Origin of the sequence: Saccharothrix coeruleofusca, from assembly GCF_014648515.1 — a bacterium.
Lineage (GTDB): Bacteria > Actinomycetota > Actinomycetes > Mycobacteriales > Pseudonocardiaceae > Actinosynnema > Actinosynnema coeruleofuscum.
Genome location: NZ_BMRG01000002.1, coordinates 487318 through 503791 on the forward strand (window position 1 = coordinate 487318; position 16474 = coordinate 503791).

Annotated in this window: 15 protein-coding genes; 9 read left to right on the plus strand and 6 right to left on the minus strand. The window is 73.7% G+C overall.

Annotated features, from left to right (window positions below; translation table 11 throughout):
- Nucleotides 1-93: 93 nt before the first annotated feature.
- The gene (locus IEZ00_RS06950) at nucleotides 94-1512 is read left to right on the plus strand and encodes a GAF domain-containing protein (protein WP_189222207.1); all 1419 of its coding nucleotides are present in this window, start codon (nucleotides 94-96) and stop codon (nucleotides 1510-1512) included.
- A gap of 126 nt (nucleotides 1513-1638) precedes the next feature.
- Here IEZ00_RS06950 and IEZ00_RS06955 read toward each other — a convergent pair whose 3' ends face one another.
- Both IEZ00_RS06955 and IEZ00_RS06960 read right to left on the minus strand, forming a co-directional pair.
- Nucleotides 1639-1836, minus strand: a complete 198-nt coding sequence (locus tag IEZ00_RS06955) for a DUF397 domain-containing protein (protein ID WP_189222208.1) — start codon at nucleotides 1834-1836, stop codon at nucleotides 1639-1641.
- Complete coding sequence (locus tag IEZ00_RS06960) at nucleotides 1836-2711, minus strand: helix-turn-helix domain-containing protein (RefSeq protein ID WP_189222209.1); 876 nt, start codon at nucleotides 2709-2711, stop codon at nucleotides 1836-1838. The genes IEZ00_RS06955 and IEZ00_RS06960 overlap by 1 nt, the downstream gene beginning before the upstream one ends.
- 208 nt (nucleotides 2712-2919) lie before the next feature.
- Here IEZ00_RS06960 and IEZ00_RS06965 point away from each other — a divergent pair, with 208 nt between their 5' ends.
- Nucleotides 2920-3216, plus strand: a complete 297-nt coding sequence (locus tag IEZ00_RS06965) for a hypothetical protein (RefSeq protein ID WP_189222210.1) — start codon at nucleotides 2920-2922, stop codon at nucleotides 3214-3216.
- 152 nt (nucleotides 3217-3368) lie between these two features.
- On the opposite strand, the gene IEZ00_RS06970 is transcribed toward IEZ00_RS06965, so the two are convergent.
- Nucleotides 3369-4493 (minus strand): glycoside hydrolase family 43 protein, encoded by a 1125-nt coding sequence (locus IEZ00_RS06970; RefSeq protein WP_189222211.1) that lies wholly within the window; start codon nucleotides 4491-4493, stop codon nucleotides 3369-3371.
- Nucleotides 4494-4582: 89 nt separating this feature from the next.
- Between IEZ00_RS06970 and IEZ00_RS06975 the strand changes: the two genes are divergently transcribed.
- The 4 genes from IEZ00_RS06975 (at nucleotide 4583) to IEZ00_RS06990 (ending at nucleotide 6891) form a co-directional block, all read left to right on the plus strand.
- Nucleotides 4583-5182 (plus strand): ribonuclease FAU-1 family protein, encoded by a 600-nt coding sequence (locus IEZ00_RS06975; protein ID WP_189222212.1) that lies wholly within the window; start codon nucleotides 4583-4585, stop codon nucleotides 5180-5182.
- On the plus strand, nucleotides 5179-5796 hold the full coding sequence (locus IEZ00_RS06980; protein ID WP_189222213.1) for a nucleoside/nucleotide kinase family protein: 618 nt from the start codon (nucleotides 5179-5181) through the stop codon (nucleotides 5794-5796). Before IEZ00_RS06975 ends, IEZ00_RS06980 begins: the two co-directional genes overlap by 4 nt.
- Entirely contained in the window at nucleotides 5793-6071 is a 279-nt protein-coding gene (locus IEZ00_RS06985; RefSeq protein WP_189222214.1) for a DUF6412 domain-containing protein, read from the plus strand. The genes IEZ00_RS06980 and IEZ00_RS06985 overlap by 4 nt, the downstream gene beginning before the upstream one ends.
- Nucleotides 6072-6222: 151 nt before the next feature.
- A complete protein-coding gene (locus tag IEZ00_RS06990; protein ID WP_189222215.1) occupies nucleotides 6223-6891 on the plus strand; it encodes a YidC/Oxa1 family membrane protein insertase in 669 nt (222 codons plus the stop codon).
- On the opposite strand, the gene IEZ00_RS06995 is transcribed toward IEZ00_RS06990, so the two are convergent.
- A complete protein-coding gene (locus IEZ00_RS06995; RefSeq protein ID WP_229795185.1) occupies nucleotides 6800-7843 on the minus strand; it encodes a fatty acid desaturase family protein in 1044 nt (347 codons plus the stop codon). The two genes, IEZ00_RS06990 and IEZ00_RS06995, sit on opposite strands and share 92 nt — an antisense overlap.
- A gap of 32 nt (nucleotides 7844-7875) precedes the next feature.
- Complete coding sequence (locus IEZ00_RS07000; protein WP_189222216.1) at nucleotides 7876-9411, minus strand: PucR family transcriptional regulator; 1536 nt, start codon at nucleotides 9409-9411, stop codon at nucleotides 7876-7878.
- A 116-nt stretch (nucleotides 9412-9527) separates the two neighbouring features.
- On the opposite strand from IEZ00_RS07000, the gene pruA reads away from it, so the two are divergent.
- The gene (pruA, locus tag IEZ00_RS07005) at nucleotides 9528-11153 is read left to right on the plus strand and encodes an L-glutamate gamma-semialdehyde dehydrogenase (RefSeq protein ID WP_189222217.1); all 1626 of its coding nucleotides are present in this window, start codon (nucleotides 9528-9530) and stop codon (nucleotides 11151-11153) included.
- Between the two features lie 5 nt (nucleotides 11154-11158).
- The gene (locus tag IEZ00_RS07010) at nucleotides 11159-12082 is read left to right on the plus strand and encodes a proline dehydrogenase family protein (protein WP_189222589.1); all 924 of its coding nucleotides are present in this window, start codon (nucleotides 11159-11161) and stop codon (nucleotides 12080-12082) included.
- Here the strand turns inward: IEZ00_RS07010 and IEZ00_RS07015 are convergent.
- Nucleotides 12069-14618, minus strand: a complete 2550-nt coding sequence (locus IEZ00_RS07015; RefSeq protein ID WP_189222218.1) for a tetratricopeptide repeat protein — start codon at nucleotides 14616-14618, stop codon at nucleotides 12069-12071. The genes IEZ00_RS07010 and IEZ00_RS07015 overlap by 14 nt on opposite strands.
- 182 nt (nucleotides 14619-14800) lie before the next feature.
- Between IEZ00_RS07015 and IEZ00_RS07020 the strand changes: the two genes are divergently transcribed.
- Nucleotides 14801-16474, plus strand: a complete 1674-nt coding sequence (locus IEZ00_RS07020) for a bifunctional 3'-5' exonuclease/DNA polymerase (protein WP_189222219.1) — start codon at nucleotides 14801-14803, stop codon at nucleotides 16472-16474.

Here is a 16474-nt window from a genome sequence, read left to right on the forward strand (position 1 = left end):
TACGTTGCAGCCGCGTTGCACCCGAACGGATTACGTCGGAGGTTGGCACGCGGCCCGTGCTCCGGCCATCCTGGTCCCCCTGGGAGGCAGAGGATGCACAACGACGCGCGCGAGCTCGCCCGCCTGCGCGAAGCGGTGCTGAGCGGATCGCCCGCGCCGGGTGCCCGGCCGCTGATCGTGGAGTCCTGGCGGCGCTCGCTGGCCGCGCGCATCGACCCCGACCGGCACGAGCCGCCGGTGGTGCTGGACCCGCACGAGGTGGCCGACCTGCGCGGCGGGCACCCGCTGGCCGAAGCGCTGCCGGTGCTGCGGGAAACCCTGGTCGGCATCGCGGACGAGGCGGTGCACGTCATGCTCGTCACCGACGCGGAGGGGCGCGTCCTGTGGTGCGAGGGCTCGACGCGGGTGCGCGAGCTGGCCGAGCGGGTGCGGCTGTGCGAGGGCGCGCGGTGGAGCGAGGACGCGATCGGCACCAACGCGATGGGCACCTCGCTGGCCACCGGCTCGTCGGTGACCGTGCACTCGGCCGAGCACCTGGTGCGGACCTACCACGGCTGGACCTGCGCGGCCAGCCCGGTGCACGACCCGGACACCGGCCGCACGCTCGGCGTCGTGGACGTCAGCGGCCCGCTGACCAGCGTGCACCCGGCCACGGCCGCGCTGGTGTCGGCCGCCGCGCGGCTGGCCGAGGCCCAGTTGCGGGCCCGGCTGGCGGCGCGGGAGGAGCGGCTCAGGTCGGTCAACATGCGGCACCTGATCGCGCTGCACGGGGAGCCCGGCGCGCTGCTCAGCCCCACCGGCCGCGTGCTCGCCGCCGAGCCGCACGGCCTGCTGACCTCGCGGGTGGACGTGGACGCGGAGCGGGTGCGCCTGGCCGACGGCCGCGAGGCCGTGGTGGAGCCGCTGGACGAGGGCTACCTGCTGCGGGTGCCGCGGCGGGCGGTGCGGCGGCCGGTGCTGTCGCTGCGGTTCCTGGGCGAGCCCGCCGGGCGGCTGGAGGACCGGGAGCTGGTGCTGACGCTGCGGCACGCCGAGCTGCTGACCGCGCTGGCGCTGCACCCGCGCGGGCTGTCGGCCGAGCAGCTGGCGCTCAAGCTGTACGGCGAGCGCGGCAACCCGACCACGGTGCGGGCTGAGCTGCACCGGTTGCGCGCCCAGCTGGGCGGTGTGCTGCTGACGCGGCCGTACCGGCTGCTGGCCGAGGTGCGCGGCGATTTCCTGGCGGTGCGCGAGGCTTTGCGGGCGCGGGACGTGCCGCGCGCGGCGGCGGCGTACCACGGCGAGCTGCTGCCGCGCTCGGACGCGCCGGTGGTGCGCGAGGAGCGCGAGGACCTGGCTGCGGCGGTGCGCCGGGGCGTGCTCGACTCGGGCGACGTGGAAGCGCTGTGGTGCTACGCCAGCGTCGCCGACGACGCGGAAGTCCTGGACCGCCTGGCCCACCTGCTCCCGCGCACCGACCCCCGGCACGCCTTGGCCACCACCAAGCTCCGCCGCCTCCTCACCACCCCCTGACGCCCACTCCCCCGCGAGTCGAACGCCCAGGTACCGCGAGTTCTACGTTCAGGTAGTGCGAGTTCTACGTTCAGGTAGTGCGAACGCGGCCCCGGCGTCCCCGAGCCGGGCTACCGGGGCCACGGCTCAGCCGAGCCGCCCGCTCCGCACAGCGGCGAAGAACGCTCCCACGGCGGCAGGCGTCCAGGCGAGCGCCGGCCCGTCGGGGTTCTTGCTGTCCCGCACGGCTAACCTCCCACCGGGCCAGGCGAGCTCGACGCACTGGCCTCCATTGGGACCCGATCGGCTGCTCTTGCGCCACGTCGTGCAGGCGAGGTCGATCATCACAGCGCCCCTTCCGGTTGCCTCCACAGTGCTTGCCTCAGGGTATCCAGCAGGTCACGGGATTCCTCGGGTGCGAGCGCGGCGCTGACGATCTCCTCGAACACCTGGACGTGGTGGTCCAGATCGGTCGGTTTCTCCAGGTATGCGCCGGAGCGGAGGTTCTCCGTGTAGACGACGTTCATGCCAGGTGTGTCCTCGAACCGCAGCACGGTGAACCCCGCACCCACCGCTCGATGCGCGCCTGTCCTGAAGGGCAGCACCCGCAAGTCCACCGTGGGCAACTTCGACACTTCGACGAGGTGCGCCAACTGCTCGGCCATCACCTCAGCCCCACCGATTGCGCGGTGGAGCACCGCCTCGTCCAGCACCACCCGCAGGATGGGCTGCTGCTCGCCGTACAGCCGCGCTTGGCGGGCGATGCGCAGCGCCAGCGCTCGATCCAGCTCCGCAGCTGTCGGATTCGGCTCGGCCGCGAGCAGAACCGCACGCGCGTAGGCCGGGGTCTGGAACAAGCCGAAGACCCACGCGGGTTCGTGCACCCAGAGTTCGGTGGCGTACCCCTCCAGCTCGAAGTAGTCGCGGGCGAAGTCGGGCACCGTGTCCGAGTGGGCGATCAATAGTCCACGATCATCGGACTCTTCAGCCATTCTCAACAACTGGTCCAGTTCCGGCGACTCCACCCCGTAACACATCGCCAGCAATCGAACGTGCTTGATCTCGATCGGGTACTCGGCGCGCTCGACCCGGCTGATCGTGCTCTGCGACAAGCCGGTCCACTCGGCCGCTTCCTTCTGCTGCTTCTTGGCGGCCTTGCGCAGCTCGGCCAGCCGGACGGCCAGCTTCCGACGCCGGATCGGTGCTGCTGAGCTGGGCATCGTCGGTGACTCTCCTCGTCGTCGGGCGGCCCAGTCTGCCGGTCTCCACTACGCCGTGTGGAGCAGGTCCACCCATTCGATACAAGGCACTCTGCATTTCTTTGTGCCATATTCATGGCGCCGATCAAGTAGCCGCAATCGCGGCGTTGACTCCTCCCGCCCTGGCACTCCAAAGGTGACAGCGCACAACCACCGAAAGGCACACCGCATGAACGAGCTCGCCGATCAGGAACCGCTGTGGGACGAAGCCGGGTTCGCCGACTTCCTCCAGGGGCTCGCCCAGGACGACGCGCCACGGCTGTTCGCCATCGCCCACGAGTACGGCACCCGCCAGGACGGCTGGATCGCCGCGTGGGGCATGGCCTTCGCCGACCGCGCCGACGTCGTGTCCACCGAAGGCGATTTCCGCGCCACGGCCAAGGACCCGGACAGCGCACTGGCCACCTTCGAGCGCTTCAAGGGTGGCGAGGACGTGAAGCTGCACCTGCTGTGGGTCAAGTCGTAGCTCAACCACAGAACCGCGCCTGCAAGTACCACCCGACCCACCGAAATGGGCCGCTGACTACTACCCGCCTCACGGTCCGCCGAGCCGGGTAGTAGTTACGCGCCCGTCAGGGGGCCACGGGTAGTACTTGCAGGCGCGCTTGGTGGACGGGGCTACTCGAAGAACTTCAGGCTCCAGCCGGTGTCGGTGTTCGCGCCGGGCACGTTGGCACGCCGGTAGGTGGTGTTGCCCCACCAAGCGAACGTGCCGGTGTACCAGTACCGGTTGGCCCAGCTGTACGGCGTGCCCTTGGCAACCGCGTGGTACATCAGCGGGAACCTCGGTCCTGCGGGCGGGCTGGTGGCGATGTCGCCGTTGAGCAGCACGAAGGTGTGGTGGCCGGGGCCGTTGACGTGCAGCGTCGGGTCCCAGCCGCTCATCATGGTGGCGCGGTTGGAGCCGAACAGGCAGCCGTTGGACTTGTACCAGTCCCACACGTAAGTCGGGTCGCCGCCCGCCCGCAGGCGCAGGTCGGCCAGGCAGTACTGCTCGCTCCAGCTGCCGTTGGCCGAGTAGACGATGTGCAGCTGCCCGTTGGGGTCCTTGATGGCTTCCGGGGACTCGTTGATGAACGGGTTCCCGACCACGCGCTCCCACGACTCGCGGGGCTGGGAGATGACGTAGCGGTTCCCGACCGGCGTCACCGGGTCGGCCATGCGGGCGATGTAGAGGTTCTGCTCGACGTTGGTGTCGCCCTCCCACCCGGACCAGACGAAGTAGCGCTGGCCGTTGAAGACGAACATCGTGCCGTCGATGGCCCACTTGTCGTTGGGGAGAGCGAGTTTGCGCTCCGCCGTGTAACCGCTGTCCGGCGACGACGAGCTGATCGCGTACATCCGGTGCGCCGCGTCGTTGCCCGCGGAGAAGTAGATGTAGTAGCGACCACCGTCGTAGACGATCTCGGGAGCCCAGACCGAGCCCATGCCGCGTGTGTCGGTCCACACCTGGCGGGCCGCGACCGCGGCCAAGCCGTCGGGCGATGACGCCTGGCGGACCTGGATGCCGTTGTTCACCGACTGCACCGAGATGTAGGTACCGCCGACCCGGATGACGCTCGGGTCGGCGGCGCGCAGGCTGGTCCGGCCCCGCACCGAGAACTCCGGGGCCGAGAACTCCGGGGCCGAGAACTCGGAGGCCGCCGAGGCGGTGTGGCCGAGGGGCAGGAGCGCGGCCAGCGCGAGGGCCGCGGCCGTTCGGGGGAACTTCGTGGCTGACAGGGGTTCGGCAGAGCGACGCATCGGACTCCTTCGAACGCAGGGCACCCAACGTAACACCGATCATCCGGTCATCCCGGCCCACAAAACCGGCCCCGCCTAGGCTGGACCGCATGGGCTACTTCTCGCCGGGTGACGTGGTGCTGCGCCGCGAGGTGCTGCACGGCAGGCCCTGGTCGGTGATGCCGCTGCGGGTCGTCGAGGACGGGCCGGACCTGCTGGTGACGTTCAGCGTCCCCGGCACGGTGCTGGGTTTCCCGCCGCACCACCGCCCGCACGGCTGGCAGCTCAAGGGGAACACGGTCTGGCGCGGCCACGGCAGGCTGCAGCTGCACCGCCCGGACCTGGCCTACTCGGTGGACCTGTTCTGGCACGGCCCGCAGCGCCGGTTCGCGGGCTGGTACCTCAACCTGCAGGACCCGTTCCGCCGCACCCCCGAGGGCTTCGACACCCTCGATCACGAGCTGGACTACGAGGTGGCCCCGGACGGCACCTGGCAGGAGCTGGACCGCGAGGACTTCGAGCGGCAGGTGGTGGAGGGCAAGTACTCCGCCGAGCAGGCCGAGTCGATCCGCGCGACGGGCCGGGAGGTCGTGGCGATGCTGACCGCCGGGACGACGTGGTGGGACCCGGCGTGGGCGCGGTGGGAGCCGGACCCGGACTGGCCGGTCCCGGTGCTGCCCGAGGGCTGGGAGGACTACCCGCAGCCGTGAAGGTCACCCCGCTGTCCCCGGAAACCCTGGTCGCCGAGCTGGTCGACCGGATCGACGCGCTGCCCCGCGACGGCCACGCGCGGGTGGTCGTCGACGGCGCCACCGCGACCAACCCGCACGAGCTGGCCGACGCGCTGGTGGACCCGCTGCGCGCGCTGGGCCGCCCGGTGCTGCGCGTGTCGGCGAAGGACTTCCTGCGCCCGGCGTCGGTGCGGCTGGAGCACGGCCGCACCGACCCGGAGTCGTTCCGGCACTCCTGGACCGACACCGGCGGTCTGCTGCGCGAGGTGCTGGAGCCGCTGGACCCCGGCGGCAGCGGCCGGGTCCTGCCGGCGCTGTGGAACGCCGAGACCGACCGGGCCAGCCGCGCGGACTACGTGGCGCTGGCCCCCGGCGGGGTGCTGCTGCTGGACGGCACGCTGCTGCTGGACAAGTGGCTGCCGTTCGAGCTGGCGGTGCACCTGTGGTTGTCGCCGGGCGCTCTGCGGCGCCGGACCCCGCCGGAGTGGCAGTGGACGCTGCCCGCCTACGACGACTACGAGCCGCAGGCGGACCTCGTGGTGCGCTACGACCACCCCACCCGGCCCGCGCTCGTGGGTACAGTGGAGGGGTGACCCGGCTCCAGCTGCTCTTCGCGCTGCACCTGCCGGGCCTCTTCGCGCTCACCCTGCTGCACTCCCCCGCCGAGCTGCTGGCCGCCGTGACGGCCGTGGCGGTGGTCGTGCTGCTGCTCACCGCCACACCCGCGGTGCGGAGCGCGCCCGCGTGGATCAGGTCCCTGTCGCTGCGCGAGAGGTCGCTGCGCGCCGCTTTCCTGCGGTTGCGCGACCCCGACGCGGCGGGGCGCCCCCGTCCCCGAGCGCCGGGGCTCGGCCCCGCCGCTGTCTAGTCGACGTCCCGAACGCTCGGTTCAGGGTGCGCGAACGCTCGGTTCGCGGTGCTCGAACGCGCGGTTCGCGTGATCGGCAGGGGCAGTGGCCGCCGATCCCTGACCACGTGAAGACCCGGCGGAGCCGGGTCGATCCAACACGGAGTTCCCCATGTTCCACGCCTTGGGCTCTGCCCTGTCCTCGTTCGCCGCGCCCGCGCTCGCCATCGTCCTGTTCACCGCCGTGGTCCGCCTGCTGATGCACCCGCTGGCCCGCGCCGCCGTGCGCGGCGAGAAGGCCCGCGCGGCGCTGGCGCCGCAAGTCCGGAAGTTGCAGGAGAAGTACGGCAAGGACCCGGTCAAGCTCCAGGAGAAGACCGTGGAGCTGTACCGGGAGTCGGGCACCTCGCTGTTCGCGGGCTGCCTGCCCGCGCTGGTGCAGGCGCCGTTCTTCATGATCATGTACCGCCTGGTGACCACGCCCAGCCCGCTGCTGGAGGACACCCTGCTCGGGGCGCCGCTGGGCGCGCACTGGCTGGGCGAGTTCGGCCACACCCCGGTGTTCCTGGCCCTGTTCGCCGCGCTGACCGCGGTCGCCTACGGGACCTTCCGCTGGCAGGCCGGGATCGCCGCGGACAGCGGTGCGCCGCAGCTGCCCCTGGCGAGGCTGCTGCGGCTGCTGCCGTTCGGCACGGTGCTGGTGGCCGCCGTGCTGCCGCTGGCGGCGGGCGTCTACCTGCTGACCACCACTACTTGGACGCTGCTGGAGCGAGCGCTGCTGCACCGCGCAATTCAGCTCCCGCCTCGTGCAGGTGGCGCAGCACGTGCCCGTACGAGGTGAACAGGCCGCACTCGGCGTAGGAGATGGCGTGCCGGGCGCAGAAGTCGCGCACGATGACCTGCGCCCGGCGCAGGTTGGGCCGGGGCATCGACGGGAACAGGTGGTGCTCGATCTGGTAGTTCAGCCCGCCCAGCAGCACGTCGGTGAACCAGTTGCCGGTCACGTTGCGCGAGGTCAGCACCTGCTTGCGCAGGAAGTCCAGCTGGTGCCCGGCCGACAGCACCGGCATCCCCTTGTGGTTGGGCGCGAAGGAGCACCCCATGTAGACGCCGAACAGGCCCTGGTGCACGGCGATGAACGCCACCGCCTTCAGCGGTGACATCACCAGGAACACGGCGGTCAGGTAGCCCACGACGTGCACCGCCAGCAGGACCAGCTCCAGCCGCCAGCCGCGGACCGAGCGGCGGACCGCGGCGGCGGTGCTGATCGCGTGCAGGGAGAAGCCTTCCAGCAGCAGGAGGGGGAAGAACAGCCAGGCCTGGTTGCGCACCACGAACCGGAAGAAGCCGCGCTTGCGCTGCGCCTGCTCGGCGCTGAACGCCAGCACCGCGATGTCGACGTCGGGGTCCTCGTCCTCGTGGTTGGGGTTGGCGTGGTGGCGGCTGTGCTTGCCCATCCACCAGCCGTAGCCCACGCCGATGAGCAGGTTGCCCAGCAGCAGGCCGGTGGTCTCGTTGGCCCGCTTGCCCGCGAAGACCTGGCGGTGGCCCGCGTCGTGGCCGAGGAAGGCGATCTGGGTGAACACCACGGCCAGCACGGCGGCCACCGCGAGCTGCCACCAGGAGTCGCCGATCAGGACCAGCGCCACGCCGGTCGCGGCGAGGGCGGCCAGCACGCCGCCCAGCCGCCACAGGTAGAAGGGGATTCGCCGGTCGAGCAGGCCGGCCTGCTTGACCTCGCGCGACAGCTCGGCGAAGTCGCTGCCACGCCTGCTCGGTGCTTCGGGAGTCACCCCTCACAAACTACGGCCTCGCCGCCGCGGCTTCATGACAGGCGCAGTTGCAGTTGGGCGAACAACCGCATCAGGGGGTCGTCCAGGTCGAACCCGCCGAGCGCGGCGGCGCGGCGCACCCGGTAGCGCAGGGTGTTGGGGTGGATGTGCAGGCCCGCCGCCGCGGCCCGCACGTCGCCGAACGCGTCGAGGTAGGCCAGCAGCGAGCGGGCCAGCTCGGGGGGCAGCCCGGTCAGCCGGGGGTCGCGCACGCGCGGGTGCTCGGCCAGCAGCGCCAGCGTCTCGCTGACCAGCACCCGCGACCGCACGTCGGCCAGCGTGGCGACCTCGGCGTCCAGGTCGCGGCCCATCGCGTCGAGCACCCGGTCGGCCTCGCCCCTGGAGAGCACGACCTCGTCCACCGAGGGCACCGTCGAGCCGATGGCCGCCTGCACGCGCAGCCCCATGTGCCTGCGCGCGGCGGCGACGATCTCCCTGGTCAGCGGCAGCAGCGACACGCCGGGCGGCAGGTCGGGCAGCAACGCGTAGGTGCGCCCGCCGGACTGGCTGACCAGGGCGCTGCGCCGGTAGGCGGCGGCGTGCACGGAGATCAGCCCGGTCATCTCGGCGCGGCGCAGCTCGACCTGGGTGCGGTCCGCACCGTCGCCGCCGCGCAGCGCGAACACCACGACGGCGGCGGGCTTGGCCGGGTCCGCGCCGATCTGGTCGGCCGCCGACGCGGCGTCCACCCGGCCGTCGAGCAGGGCGGTCAGCAGGTTCTCCCGGAAGGCGGCGGTGGGCTCGCGCTGCCGCACCAGGTGCAGCGCGGTGACCCGCGCCGCGCCCAGCAGCGCCCGCTCGGCCTGCTCGGTCAGCGGGGTGGCGCCCTCCTGCACCCAGATCGAGCCCAGCGGCCTGCTGCCCGCGTGGATGCCGATCGCGATGCGCCGCCGGATGCCCAGCTCGGGCCGCTCGTCGACGCGCACGACCTCCTCGCCCGCGCGCAGCCGCTGGTAGACGCCCCACTCGCGGAGCATCGCCAGGTACGGTTCGGGGCCCTGCCTGCCCAGGATGGACAGCCTGCGCAGCTCGTCGACCTCGTCGCTGGAGCGCGAGTAGGCCAGCACCCGGCTGGCGGTGTCCTCGATGCTGACGATGCCGCCGGTCAGCGCGGCGATGGTCTGGGCCAGCCCGAACAGGTCGCCCGAGACCTCCCCCGCGTCGGCGGTCAGCCGAGCGCTGCCCACCACGGCCCTGACCAGCGACTCCAGGTGCTCCCACCGCACGTCCGGGCGCACCGCCAGCAGCGCGACGCCCGCGTCCGCGGCGGCCTGCCGCAGCACCGGCGCGGGCGCGTCGACCTTGACCGCCACCGCCGCCGCGCCCGCGGCCCCGGCGGCCCGCACCAGCGGCAGCGCCGCCCGCCCCCGCGCGCCGATGACCAGCGCGAAGTCGCCGGGGCGCACGTCGGGGGCGTCGTCGGGGTCGAGGATCACCACGTCGAGCACGTCCACCGCCAGGCCGTGCGGGGCCACCTGGACCTCCACCAGCGGGTCACCCAGCGCGACCAGGACCTGACTCAGGCTCACGGCTTTTGTCCATTCGTACAACGGCGGTGCCGCAAGCCTAGTCGCGCGGATAACGGGCAGCCGGGGGTGGAGACCTACCGTTCTGGGTACCGCAAGCACGTCGAAGGGAGCCGCTCGTGGATGCCGTGACCAAGGTGCCCGCACCGGTGAACGAGCCCGTCCTGACCTACGCGCCCGGCTCGCCCGAACGCGCGCGGCTGCAGGCGAAGCTGGCCGAGCTGGCCAAGGAGCCGCTGGAGCTGACCCTGACCATCGGCGGCGAGCAGCGCGTCGGCGGCGGCGAGCGCTTCGACGTGGTGCAGCCGCACAACCACCGCGCCGTGCTGGGCACCTTCCGGGGTGCCACCCAGCGGGACACCGAGGACGCGCTCAAGGCCGCCCGCGAGGCCGCGCCCACGTGGCGGGCGATGTCCTTCGACGACCGCGCCGCGATCCTGCTGCGCGCCGCCGAGCTGCTGTCCGGCCCGTGGCGGGCCACGCTCAACGCGGCCACCATGCTGGGCCAGTCCAAGACCGCCGTGCAGGCCGAGATCGACGCCGCCTGCGAGCTGGCCGACTTCTGGCGCTTCAACGTCCACTTCGGACGCCAGCTGCTGGCCGAGCAGCCGCAGTCCAGCCCCGGCGTGTGGAACCGCACCGACCACCGCCCGCTGGAGGGCTTCGTCTACGCGATCACGCCGTTCAACTTCACCGCCATCGCGGGCAACCTGCCCACCGCGCCCGCGCTGATGGGCAACGTGGTGCTGTGGAAGCCCTCGCCCACGCAGACCCTCGCCGCGCACCTGACCATGCGGCTGCTCGAAGAGGCCGGGATGCCGCCCGGCGTGATCAACCTGCTGCCCGGTGACGGGCTGGCGGTCTCCGAGGTCGCGCTGAACTCCCCGGACCTGGCTGGCATCCACTTCACCGGCTCCACCAGGACCTTCCAGCACCTGTGGGGCCAGGTCGGCGCGAACATCGCGGGCTACCGCGCCTACCCGCGCATCGTCGGCGAGACCGGCGGCAAGGACTTCGTGCTGGCCCACCCGTCGGCCGACCTCGACGTGCTGCGCACCGCGCTGGTCCGCGGCGCGTTCGAGTACCAGGGCCAGAAGTGCTCGGCGGCCTCCCGCGCCTACCTGCCGCGCTCGGTGTGGAACCGGGTCAAGGACGCCTTCCTGGCCGACGTCGAGTCGCTGACCATGGGTGACGTCACCGACTTCTCCAACTTCATGGGCGCGGTGATCGACCGGCGCTCGTTCGACAAGCTCTCCGGCGTGCTCGACGCCGCGCGCTCGGACTCCTCGCTGGAGGTCGTCGCGGGCGGCACCGCCGACGACACCGACGGCTTCTTCGTGCGGCCGACCGTGCTGCTGGGCAGCAACCCCGAGCACGAGGTGTTCACCACCGAGTACTTCGGCCCGGTGCTGGCGGTGCACGTGTTCGACGACGCCGACTACGACACCGTGGTCACGCAGATGGAGAGCGCCGCGCCCTACGGCCTCACCGGCGCGATCATCGCCAACGACCGGGCGGCCATCGCGCACGCGCAGGAGCGGCTGCGGTTCGCCGCGGGCAACTTCTACATCAACGACAAGCCCACCGGGGCGGTCGTCGGCCAGCAGCCCTTCGGCGGCGGTCGCGCGTCGGGCACCAACGACAAGGCGGGCTCGGTGCACAACCTGCTGCGCTGGGTGAGCCCGCGCTCGATCAAGGAGACCTTCGTGGCTCCGACCTCCTACCGCTACCCGCACCAGGGGTGATGACCGTGCTCCGCTCCACGCTGCTGGCCGCCTCGCGGTCGACCGCCGCGCGCTCGCTGGTCGAGCGCACCCCGCTGACCCGGCCGGTCGTGCGCCGGTTCATCGCGGGCGACGACCTGGACGCGGCCATCCGCACCACCGGCGAGGTGCTCGCCGACGGCCGCCTGGTCACCCTCGACCACCTCGGCGAGGACACCCGCGACGCCGAGCAGGCCGACGCCACCGTCACCGCCTACCTGGACCTGCTGGGCAGGCTGTCCGACGCCGGGTACGCCGACCGCGCCGAGGTCTCGGTGAAGCTGTCCGCGGTGGGCCAGTTCCTGCCCACCGACGGGGAGAAGATCGCCCTGGAGAACGCCCGGCGGATCTGCGCGGCGGCGGGCGCGGCGGGCACCACGGTCACCCTGGACATGGAGGACCACACCACCACCGACTCGACCCTGGGCATCCTGCGCGAGCTGCGGGTGGACTTCCCGTGGGTGGGCGCGGTGCTGCAGGCCTACCTCAAGCGCACCGAGCAGGACTGCCGGGACCTGGCGCACGCCGGGTCGCGGGTGCGGTTGTGCAAGGGCGCCTACCAGGAACCCGCCTCGGTGGCCTATCAGGACAAGGCGGACGTGGACCTGTCCTACGTGCGCTGCCTGAAGGTGCTCATGGCGGGCGAGGGCTACCCGATGGTCGCCTCGCACGACCCGAGGCTCATCGCCATCGCCGCCGACCTGGCCCGCGACCGCGCCAAGGACGGCTACGAGTTCCAGATGCTCTACGGCATCCGGCCCGAGGAGCAGCGCAGGCTGGCCGCCGAGGGCAACCGGATGCGGGTGTACGTGCCCTACGGCGACCAGTGGTACGGCTACTTCATGCGCAGGCTCGCCGAGCGTCCCGCGAACGTGGGGTTCTTCCTGCGGTCGCTGGTCACGACGAGCTGACCTCCGGCTGGTCGCGCGCGGCCATGGCGCGCATCCGCCGCCGGGCGGCCTCCGGGTCGGGGTGGGCGCGCACCACCTCGTCGGCGGCCGCCACGGCCCGGATGAACCGGTCCGGGGTGGCCCTGGCCGTGCGCAGCACCAGCACCGCCCGGTGCGCCAGCTCCAGCGCGGTGTCCAGCTCCCGGCCCGTCTCGGCGCACAGCCGGGCCAGCAGCGACAGCGCGTCGGCGTAGCGCAGCTCGGTGCGCAGCTGCTCGGGCGTGCGGGCCAGGTGCCACAGCAGCAGGGCGCCGCGGGCGCGGGGCAGCGCCCTCGGGTCCGCCGCGCCGTGCAGCAGCACGGCGGTGTGGTGCACGGCCATGGCGAACGCGATGGGCGCGCCGCGGTGGTGGCCCAGCAGGTCGCGCCAGATGTCCGCGGCCTGCTCGGCCAGCCGCAGCGCCCACCCGTGGTGCTCGATCCCGGCCAGCGCGGTGGCCAGGGCGTGCAGCGCGCCCGCCAGCCCGCCCGCGCGGGTCATCAGCAGCCGCCGGGGCAGCCGCCGCTGCGCCGCCAGCACCTCCTCCACCAGCGCGCCCGCCTCGTACTCGCGACCGGCCACCAGCAGCAGCCTGGCCAGCCGGGCCTGCGCGACGACCAGGTCCACCTCGTGCCGCACGGGGTGCTCGGCGGCCAGCGGTCGCGCCAGGAGCACCGCCTCCTCCGCGGCGGCCACCCGGTCGGCGGGCTCGGGCAGCGCGTCGACCAGCGCGACCAGCGACGCGGCCAGCTCCGCCCGCGCCGCGGGCTCGCCGTCCCCGGCCAGCCGCCGCCGCAGCGCCACGGCCTCCCGCGACACCTTCAGCGCCTCGCCCATGCGCTCGGAGCGCAGCAGGACCGCGCCCAGCGCCTCCAGCGCCCCGGCCAGCTCCGGCTCGAACGCGGCCGGGTTGGCCTCGGCCAGCCTGCGCAGCACCCCGATCGCCTCGCGCAGCACGCTGCGGGCCCGTTCGCACTGCCCGAACCCGGACAGCAGCGCGGCGATCGAGACCAGCGTCCTGGCGTGCTCGGGCTCGTAGCGCGGGTCGGCCTGCGCGACCTTGCGCCACCGCCGCACGGCCGCGTCGGCCGCGCCCAGCCCCTCCCGCTTGCGGTCCACGTCGAACAGCCGCACCGCGAGGTGGTGGCTGGCCTTGGCGAAGTCCAGCCGGAACCGCGTCGGGTCGTCCTTGGCCAGCTGCTGGTAGAGCACCGAGGCGCTGGTCAGCGCGGTCAGCGCGTCCTCGCGCCGGTCCACCGCGGCGTAGCGGGCGCTCAGCCGCTCCAGCGCGGCGGCCAGCTCGGGCGTGCCGTCCCCGTCCTCGGCGACCTGGCCGCGCAGCTGGACGGCCTCCTCGGCCGCCGCCAGCGCGTCCTGCTCGCGGCCGACCGCGACCAGCCGCAGCCCCAGCTCGTCCAGCGCGTCGGCCAGCGCGCCCCGGTGCTCGCGCGGGTCGGCCGCGACCAGCTCCCGGTACAGCGCGACCTCGCGCCGCGACGCCTCCACCGCCTCCTCGCGCAGCGAGGCCAGCGCGGCGCGGGCGCTGAGCATCCGGTGCAGCTCTGCCAGCTCCAGCCGGTCCGCGTGCGGCGCGCGTTCCCGCAGCAGGGTGCGGGTGAGCACGGCGGGCAGCGGGTCGCGGTGGAACCGCTCGTCGTGGAACACGTGCCCGGCCACGGCCCGCGCGATCGCCGGGCACTGCGCCAGGGTGACGAGGGTGGCGCCGCTCGCGGTGCGCACGAGGTCCGGTTCGGCGCTGAACAGGGCTTCGACGCGGCGGCGCGCGTGCGGCCAGCGCTCGGCTGCGCGCAACAGGGTCTCCAGCGCGTCCGGGGAGCGCTCGGGCTCGATGCGCTCGTCCAGCAGCGTCACCGCGAGCACGTCCTCGGCCAGCTTGCCGGGCGGCGGCGGGGCCGGGTCGACGCTGACCAGCCAGCGCACCAGCTCCTGGCCGCCCGCGTGGGCGTCCGCGCCGTGCACCGCGGCCAGCGCCGCCAGGTGCAGGTCGAACGTGGTGGCCGCGGCGGGGGCGGGGCCGGTGGGCGCGGGCAGGTCCAGGGCGGCGGCGAAGTGCTCGCAGGCCGAGGCGAACGAGGTCGTGGGGTCTTCCGGAGAGGGCGCCAGGACCAGCTCGGCGGTGGTGTAGTCGAGCTCGCCCGCGTGCTGCCGCAACGCCGACCACCACCAGCCCGCGGCACGGGCGGTCAGCAGCACGCGGACGTGCGCGGCGGGCGTGGTCACGGGTTCCCGCAGGAGCCGGAGCAGCGCGGGCCACGGCCAGCGGTCGGCGTCGTCGACCACGACCAGCACCCGGTCCGGTTCGGCGTCGCGGGCGGCGAACTCCCCGGTCAGCCGCGTCCGGCCGGAGCCGGCCGGACCGTGCAGGAGCAGCAGCGACCAGGGGCTGTCGGCGTCGCGCCAGCGCCCCAACCGGTCCAGCTCGGCCTCCCGGCCGTGGAAGGGCACGACCTCGCGTCGCGGGTCCAGCAGCTCAGCGACAGACGGCGTCCGATCCACGCACCCATGGTCCCCAGCTACAGCCGCCACGAAAGAGATCCCCGACCCCACCCCAACGGGCCCACCCCCCGCGCCTGCAAGTACTACCCGACGTGTCCACCAGGGCCGTCAACTACTACCCGACGTCGCGAGCGCCCGGTGCTCGCCACCGGAATTGTCGGGGGTGTGGCGCAAGATGAGCTGTGCTCATCGCCCTCGTGTCGCACGCGGAGAACGCCGGTCGGCTCCGGCCGCTCTCCGACTCCGGCGTGCCCGAGGGGCCCGTGGTGGAGACCGCCGACCTCGCGGGCGCGGTGGCCGAGCACGAGGCCAGGCACCGCCCCCGCTGGCTGTGGGCGGCCACCGCCGAGGTCTACCCGGCCCTGCTGGCCAGGGGTGTGCGCGTGGAGCGCTGCCTGGACCTGCACCACGCCGAGTCGCTGCTGCTGGCCTACCAGGGCCGCCACCACGAGCCCAAGGAGCTGCCCGCCGCGGTGGCCAGGCTGGCGGGCCTGCCACCACCCGAGGACCGGGGCCCGCGCAAGCGCGACGCCCAGCCCACCCTGTTCGAGCCCGAGCAGGAGCCGCTGCCCGGCGGCGCGGACCCGCTCGACGCCGTCGTGGCGGTGCACGCCGCGCAGCAGCGGGTCGCCGCGACCCTGCCGCACGCCGATCCGCTGCGCCTGCTGCTCGCCGCCGAGTCGGCCAGCGCGCTGGCCGCCGCCGAGATGACCCACCACGGGCTGCCGTGGCGGGCCGACGTGCACGAGGCGCTGCTGGCGCAGCTGCTGGGGCCGCGCACCGCGCCGGGCGTGCGGCCCGCGCGGCTGGCGGAGCTGGCCGACCGGATCACCGAGGCGTTCGGCGGCAAGCCGGTCAACCCGGACCACCCGCCGGGCGTGGTGCGGGCGTTCGCCAGGGAGGGCATCGACATCCCGTCGGCGCGGGCCTGGGTGCTCAAGTCGGTGGACCACCCGGCGGTGGAGCCGCTGCTGGCCTACAAGGAGCTGGCCAGGCTGTGGGTGGCGCACGGCTGGTCGTGGCTGGACGCCTGGGTGGCCGACGGCCGGTTCCGGCCGGACTACGTGGTCGGCGGCGTGGTGTCGGGCCGGTGGGCCACGCGCGGCGGGGCGGCGCTGCAGATCCCGCGCACGCTGCGCACGGCGGTGCGCGCCGACCCGGGGTGGCGGCTGGTGGCCGCCGACGCCGCGCAGCTGGAGCCCAGGGTGCTCGCCGCGCTGTCCGGCGACCGCGAGCTGGCCGCCGCCTCCGCCGGGGACGACCTCTACACCGCGCTGGCGGCCGGGGCGTTCGAGGGCGACCGGCACAAGGCGAAGACGGCGATGCTGTCGGCGATGTACGGCGGCACCAGCGGTCCGGCCGCCGCGCTGCTGGCCGTGCTGCGCCGCCGCTTCCCCGAGGCGGTCGGCTACGTGGAGGCCGCGGCGGTGGCGGGCGAGCAGGGCCGGATGGTCCGCTCCCGGCTGGGCCGGACCAGCCCGCCGCCCTCGGCGGCGTGGCGCGAGGTGACCGGCAGCGCCGACGACGACGAGGACTCACTGCGCCGCTCCCGCCGGGCCGCGCGGGACTGGGGCCGGTTCACCCGCAACTTCGTGGTGCAGGCCAGCGCGGCGGACTGGACCGCGGCGCTGCTGGGGGCGCTGCGGCGCAGGCTGCACGCCGTCTCCCCGCAGGCGCACCTGGTGTTCTTCCAGCACGACGAGGTTCTGGTGCACTGCCCGGCGCCGCTGGCCGAGCAGGTGTGCGCGCAGATCACCGCGGCGGGTGAGGAGGCGTCCCGGCTGGTGTTCGGGGCGACGCCGGTGCGGTTCCCGCTCAAGGCGGTGCCGGTGGACAGCTACGCCGACGCGAAATAG

Bases quoted from the DNA above. Each gene is read 5' to 3' on its own strand.
- IEZ00_RS06990 (WP_189222215.1), top strand. From the start codon at position 6,223: ATGTTCCACGCCTTGGGCTCTGCCCTGTCCTCGTTCGCCGCGCCCGCG.
- IEZ00_RS06965 (WP_189222210.1), top strand. From the start codon at position 2,920: ATGAACGAGCTCGCCGATCAGGAACCGCTGTGGGACGAAGCCGGGTTC.
- IEZ00_RS06950 (WP_189222207.1), top strand. From the start codon at position 94: ATGCACAACGACGCGCGCGAGCTCGCCCGCCTGCGCGAAGCGGTGCTG.
- IEZ00_RS06970 (WP_189222211.1), bottom strand. From the start codon at position 4,493: ATGCGTCGCTCTGCCGAACCCCTGTCAGCCACGAAGTTCCCCCGAACG.
- IEZ00_RS06960 (WP_189222209.1), bottom strand. From the start codon at position 2,711: ATGCCCAGCTCAGCAGCACCGATCCGGCGTCGGAAGCTGGCCGTCCGG.
- IEZ00_RS06975 (WP_189222212.1), top strand. From the start codon at position 4,583: ATGGGCTACTTCTCGCCGGGTGACGTGGTGCTGCGCCGCGAGGTGCTG.
- IEZ00_RS06955 (WP_189222208.1), bottom strand. From the start codon at position 1,836: ATGATCGACCTCGCCTGCACGACGTGGCGCAAGAGCAGCCGATCGGGT.